The sequence below is a fragment of the Streptomyces sp. 3330 genome (assembly GCF_031456635.1).
Classification (GTDB): Bacteria; Actinomycetota; Actinomycetes; order Streptomycetales; family Streptomycetaceae; genus Streptomyces.
The window spans coordinates 277,947-283,946 of the sequence record NZ_JAVDVA010000010.1 but is presented as its reverse complement, the minus strand read 5'-3'; the positions used below and the strand labels follow the sequence as shown (position 1 = coordinate 283,946).

General features: G+C 71.2%; 4 protein-coding genes. 1 reads left to right on the top strand and 3 read right to left on the bottom strand.

The window, feature by feature from the left end:
* Window positions 1–452 precede the first annotated feature (452 nt).
* Window positions 453–1,019, bottom strand: a complete 567-nt coding sequence (locus J2X68_RS19445) for a MarR family winged helix-turn-helix transcriptional regulator (RefSeq protein WP_020665696.1) — start codon at window positions 1,017–1,019, stop codon at window positions 453–455.
* A 178-nt stretch (window positions 1,020–1,197) separates the two neighbouring features.
* Between J2X68_RS19445 and J2X68_RS19440 the strand changes: the two genes are divergently transcribed.
* Entirely contained in the window at window positions 1,198–2,469 is a 1,272-nt protein-coding gene (locus tag J2X68_RS19440; protein WP_310433807.1) for an MFS transporter, read from the top strand.
* Between the two features lie 93 nt (window positions 2,470–2,562).
* Here J2X68_RS19440 and J2X68_RS19435 read toward each other — a convergent pair whose 3' ends face one another.
* Window positions 2,563–4,227 (bottom strand): SpoIIE family protein phosphatase, encoded by a 1,665-nt coding sequence (locus J2X68_RS19435; protein WP_310433796.1) that lies wholly within the window; start codon window positions 4,225–4,227, stop codon window positions 2,563–2,565.
* Between the two features lie 260 nt (window positions 4,228–4,487).
* Window positions 4,488–5,867, bottom strand: coding sequence for an NAD(P)/FAD-dependent oxidoreductase (locus J2X68_RS19430; protein ID WP_310433795.1), 1,380 nt, complete (start codon window positions 5,865–5,867; stop codon window positions 4,488–4,490).
* Window positions 5,868–6,000: the final 133 nt, after the last annotated feature.

Genomic DNA, 6,000 nt, shown 5'->3' with positions numbered 1-6,000 from the left:
CTCTCTCAGGCTTTCCTCCGGGCGCTTCCCTTCGGTCTTGCGTTTCCGACTCTATCAGATCTTTTCTCGACCCGATTTCCTCGGTGCTTTCCAGGTTCCCGCTTTCGCGTTTCCCTTTCCGGCGGTTCCGACTCTATCAGATCCTTTCGGGCCTGATTCCCAGTCAGCAGGGGCTTGCCTTCCCGGCTGTTGGGCCGTTCCGACGTCTCAAACCTTAGCGGATCCGCTCGGCAGTTCCTAATCGGGCTGCCGGCCCAAATCGAATTGAATTCGGGCACGCCGAATTCGATCCCGTTGGGAGATCGTGCTGGTGGTTTGTGGTGCCGCTACTGCGGCGGAGGTGCTGTCGGAGAACCGTTACGGCTCCCCGGCAACCCGAAGAACTTTACGGACCCTGGGTGGGGATGTCAACCACCCCTGTCAAGATCTTTTGGTCCGACCGGGTGGACGGCTCAGTCGAGGTCGCTGAGACGGCCGCCGGCGTCCGGCTGGGCGTGCTCCACACGGCGCAGGAGCCTGGTCAGGACCTCGCCCAGGACCGTCCGCTCGTCCGCGGAGAGGTCCTGAAGGAGGTCTTCCTCGAAGACCGTCGCCATGCGCATCGCCTCCAGCCACTTCTCGCGGCCCTCGGGCGTCAGCTCGACGATCACGCGGACCCGGTTGGACTCGTCCCTCTCGCGGGTCACCAGTCCCTCGGCGAGCATGCGGTCGATGCGGTGGGTCATCGCGGCCGGTGTCAGGCCGAGGCGCTTGGCCAGGTCGCTGGGTCCCAGACGGTAGGGAGCCCCGGAGAGGACCAGCGCCTTGAGGACCTCCCACTCGGCGTTGCTGATGCCGAGGTCCGCGGTCTGGCGGCCGTAGGCGACGTTCATCCGGCGGTTAAGGCGGGAGAGCGCCGAGACGATCTTCTCGACCTGGGGGTCGAGGTCCTGGAATTCGCGCTGATAGGCCGCGATCTGCTCTTCGAGGGTCGGCTCGCCGCCGCTGCCGGTGCCGACCGTGCCGGGGGTGTCGCCCATGGACGCAAGTATCGCACGGGGTTCGTTCGCGTTGAAGTGCTTCCAGGTATACAGTTTAGCTTCTAACTTTAGCTTCGAAGTCTTCGGCACTAAGTACTGAGGCGGCGGAAGTACTGACGCCGCCGGGGGTCCAGGGACCGACGACGACCATCTGAGAGAGGTGAACGTGACCAGGGCGATGGGCGCAGCGATGCGCCGGATCCATGTGGGCAACGCACTCAGCGCGTTCGGGCTCGGCTTCACCGTCCCCTACCTGTACGTCTATGTGGCGCAGGTGCGGGGACTGGGCGCCGTGACGGCGGGGCTCGTCCTCGCCGTCTTCGCCGTGGCCGCGCTGATCGTGCTGCCGTTCGCCGGCCGGGCGATCGTGCGGCGCGGTCCACTGCCGGTCCTGCTCGCCGCCCTGGTCACCGCGGCACTGGGGGCGATGGGCCTGGGCCTCGCCGGCAGCGCCGCCGCCGTACTGGCCGCCGCGGCCGCGCTGGGGGCCGGGCAGGCCGTGATGCAGCCGGCGCTGGCCACCATGATCGTGGACAGCTCGACCGCGGAGACCCGGTCGCGGGCGTTCGCGACGCAGTTCTTCCTGCAGAACCTCGGGCTCGGGGTGGGCGGGCTGATCGGCGGGCATCTCGTCGACACCACGCGCGTGTCGTCGTTCACGCTGCTGTTCGCCATCGAGGCGGCGATGTTCCTGCTGCTGGCCGTGGTGATGTCGACGGTGCGGCTGCCGCACGCTCCGCGTGTCGAGGATGTCCCGCAGTCCGCCGGGGGCAGCTGGAAGCGGCTGCTCGGCAATCGGGCCATGGTGCAGCTGTGTGTGCTGGGCTTCGTGTTGTTCTTCGCCTGCTACGGACAGTTCGAGTCGGGACTGAGCGCGTACGGGGTCGAGGCCGCCGGGATCTCGACGTCCGCGCTGGGGACGGCGCTCGCCGCGAACACCGCGATGATCGTGGTCGCGCAGTTCGCCGTGCTGAAGTTCGTCGAGCGGCAGAAGCGGTCCCGGGTGATCGCGGCCGTGGGGCTGATCTGGGCCGTCGCGTGGGTCGTCGCGGGGTACGCGGGGCTCGGCCACGGCAGCCAGGAGATGGCGACGGCCGCCTTCGTGTCGACGTACGCGCTGTTCGGACTGGGTGAGGCCATGCTGTCGCCGACCGTCGCGCCGCTGGTGGCCGATCTGGCGCCGACCGGTCTCGCGGGGCAGTACAACTCGGCGTTCGCCCTGGTGAAGCAGCTCGCGCTGGCCGTCGGGCCGGCGGTGGGCGGGCCGATGGGTGCCTCGCTGCACGCGCCGTACATCGTGACGTTCCTGCTGTTCTCGCTGGGGATCACCTACCTGGCGCTGCGGCTGGGGCGGCAGCTGACGCCCGTCCAGGATCAGCCGTGGCTGGCGCGGAAGCGGGTGGTCGCGCGGGGTGGCGCGGTGGCGGAGCCGGTGACCGCCGAGGCGTGAGGCGGGTGTGGGAGGCGGTCGTCGTCCGGGAGGACGGCGGCCGCCTTTCGTGTCGGCCCGCGGCCGTGACGCGCGGTCGCGGCGCGCCGCCGGTCACGGCGTCTGTCCCTCCGCGGGCTTCGGCAGGACGAACTCGCACCACACCGCTTTTCCGCCGCCCGGGGTGCGGCGGCTGCCCCAGTGCGAGGCGATCGTGGCGACGATGGCGATGCCCCGGCCGGACTCGTCGCCCGGTTCGGCGCGGCGGCGGCGCGGAAGGTGGTCGTCGCCGTCGGTGACCTCGATGATCAGGCGGCGGTCGGTGCGGCGCAGCCGCAGCCGCATGGGCGGGATGCCGTGCTGGAGGGAGTTGGCGACGAGTTCGCTGGCGGCGAGGACGCCGAGGTCGTGCAGGTCGGGCGGGAAGCGCCAGCTGGTCAGGACGCCGGAGGCGAAGGCACGCGCGCGGGGGGCCGCCTCGACGCCGCCGAGGAGTTCCAGGGCCGCGTTGCGGAACAGGTCGCCGTCGGGGCCGGTGCGGGCGGGGTGCTGGAGGACCAGGACGGCGACGTCGTCGTCGTGGTCGGCGGTGACGCCGGCCGAGCGGACGAGGCGGTCGCAGACGACCTGGGGGGTGCCGGTCGCGCCGGACAGGGCGCGTTCCAGGGAGGCGATGCCTTCGTCGAGGTCTTCGTCCCTGCGCTCGACCAGGCCGTCGGTGTAGAGGACGGCCGTCGAGCCGGGGCCGAGGGGGATCGAGCCGGAGGCGTGCATCCAGCCGCCGGTGCCCAGGGGCGGCCCGGTGGGCTCGTCGGCGCGCAGGACGGTGCCGTTGTCGTCGCGGACCAGGATGGGCAGGTGGCCCGCGGAGGCGTACACCAGCCGGCCCTCGTTGGGGTCGTGGATGGCGTACACGCAGGTGGCGATCTGGTTGGCGTCGATCTCCGCGGCGAGGCCGTCGAGGAGCTGGAGGATCTCGTGCGGGGGCAGGTCGAGGCGGGCGTACGCGCGGACCGCCGTGCGGAGCTGGCCCATGACGGCTGCCGCGCGGACGCCCCGGCCCATGACGTCGCCGATCACGAGGGCGGTACGGCCGCCGCCGAGGGTGATGACGTCGTACCAGTCGCCACCGACCGCGGCCTCGGTGCCGCCGGGCTGGTAGGTGGCGGCGATGCGCAGGTCGTCGGGTTCTTCGAGCTCCTGGGGGAGGAGGGAGCGCTGGAGGGTGACGGCGGTCTCGCGCTGGCGGCGTTCGCTGGTTCTGAGGCGTTCGGCGGCCTCGGCGTGGTCGGTGACGTCGGTGGCGAAGATCAGGACGGCGCCCTTGCCGTTGTCCTCGGCGGCCGGGGTGCAGGTGAAGGTGTACGAGCGGCCGTCGGGGGCCTTGCGGGACTTCAGGGTGCGGGGCTTGCCGCTGCGCAGGGCCTGGTCGAGGAGGGGCATGAGGCCGAGGTCGCGGAGTTCGGGGAGGGCCTCGGCGGCGGGTTCGCCGCAGGGGCGTACGCCGAAGGCCGCCGCGTAGGCGTCGTTGACGTAGGCGAGGCGGTGGTCGGGGCCGTGGACGAGGGCTACCAGGGCGGGGACGCGGTCGAGGACCTCGCGGACCGGGAGTTCGTCGACGGCGGGAACCGGGGGCGGCTCGTCGGTGAGTCGTTCGGCGCGGGCCGCGGGTACGGAGCCCTCGCTCCGTCGGTCCGTGGGGGTGACCGGGTGGTCGGCTCGCGCGGCGGCGCGGCGCTGCGTTCCGGGGAGCCGGGCGCTCCAGCGCGTGAAGTTCACGAATCCTTGCCTCGTGTTAGTCGTCGGCGGCCCGGCTCCGGGCCCGGCCTGGGCTGCGGGGCCGCGCGGCGGTGGCCGCACATTGTTACAGCACCCGGGGTGTGGAGCACGTGGAACGGCCTCGTGGGTCGGGGGGCGGGTGGTGGCCCGCGGGGAAGGGCTCGGGAGGGACTGGAGCAGGGAGCAGTCTGGCAGTGTGGCCGCCGTCCGGGCCGACATTCGTCAGACGTGGGGGCGGTCGGTGGAGTTCCTGGGTCCGGTCAGGACGACCCCTTCGGGTCGCCGGAAGACTCGTCAGAAGGCTTTCCACCGGCAGCGAGTTCGAACTCCGCGCGGGGATGTTCGAGGGATCCCAGGGAAACGATCTCCCGTTTGAAGAGCCCGGAGAGGGTCCATTCGGCGAGCACCCGTGCTTTGCGGTTGAAGGTGGGCACGCGGCTGAGGTGGTAGGCACGGTGCATGAACCAGGCCGGGTAGCCCTTGAGCTTGCGCCCGTAGATGTAGGCGACGCCCTGGTGGAGGCCGAGCGAGGCGACCGAGCCGACGTACTTGTGGGAGTAGGGCCGGCCGGGTTCGCCGCGCAGGGAACGCACGATGTTGTCGGCGAGGACCTTGGCCTGGCGGACGGCGTGCTGGGCGTTCGGGGCGGTCTCCTTGCCGGGCTCGTCGGCCGTCACGTCGGGCACGGCGGCGGCGTCTCCGGCCGCCCACGCGTGCGTGACGCCGTCGATGGCCAGCTCGGGGGTGCATTTCAGCCGGCCCCGGCCGTTCAGCGGCAGGTCGGTGGCGGCGAGGAGCGGGTGGGGTTTCACGCCGGCGGTCCACACGACCGTACGGGTCGGGAAGCGGGCGCCGTCGCTGAGGACGGCGACGCGGTCGGCGCAGGACTCCAGGCGGGTGCCGAGGCGTACGTCGATGTTGCGGCGGCGCAGTTCGCTGACCGTGTAGCGGCCCATGTCGGCGCCGACCTCCGGCAGGATCCGGTCGGAGGCCTCGACCAGGATCCACTTCATGTCCTCGGGCTTCACGTTGTGGTAGTAGCGCGTGGTGTAGCGGGCCATGTCCTCGAGCTCGCCGAGCGCCTCCACGCCCGCGTAGCCGCCGCCGACGAAGACGAAGGTGAGGGCTGCGTCGCGGATCGCGGGGTCGCGGGTGGAGGAGGCGATGTCCATCTGCTCGATGACGTGGTTGCGCAGTCCGATGGCCTCCTCGACGGTCTTGAAGCCGATGGCGTGGTCGGCCAGGCCGGGGATGGGCAGCGTGCGGGAGACGGAACCGGGCGCGAGGACGAGTTCGTCGTACGCCAGCTGCCGGGGGCCGGTGCCCTCCTCGTCGGTGGCGAGGGTGGTGAGGGTGGCGCTGCGCTTGGCGTGGTCGACGGCGGTGACCTCGCCGACCAGGACCCGGCAGTGCGGCAGGACGCGGCGCAGGGGCACGACGACGTGCCGGGGGGAGATGGAGCCTGCGGCCGCCTCGGGCAGGAAGGGCTGATAGGTCATGTACGGGTCGGGTGTGACGACCGTGATCTCGGCCTCGCCACGGCCCAGTTCCTGTTTCAGCTTCTGCTGGAGCCGCAGGGCCGTGTACATCCCGACGTAGCCGCCGCCGACAACGAGAATGCGCGCACGTTCCTTCACCATCCCATGACGCACCGGACGCCGGACTTTGTCCACAGCCCCGACAATTTGTGTGACCGCGAGTCGGGCGGGCGCAGGGTTGGCCGAAACACCGGAGTGCGAGGCAGGAGCGCAGGTCAGCGGCTGTGCGCCGGGG

Excerpts from the sequence above, each read along its gene's own strand:
- J2X68_RS19445 (WP_020665696.1), bottom strand. The coding sequence starts at position 1,019 with ATGGGCGACACCCCCGGCACGGTCGGCACCGGCAGCGGCGGCGAGCCG.
- J2X68_RS19440 (WP_310433807.1), top strand. The coding sequence starts at position 1,198 with ATGGGCGCAGCGATGCGCCGGATCCATGTGGGCAACGCACTCAGCGCG.
- J2X68_RS19430 (WP_310433795.1), bottom strand. The coding sequence starts at position 5,867 with ATGGTGAAGGAACGTGCGCGCATTCTCGTTGTCGGCGGCGGCTACGTC.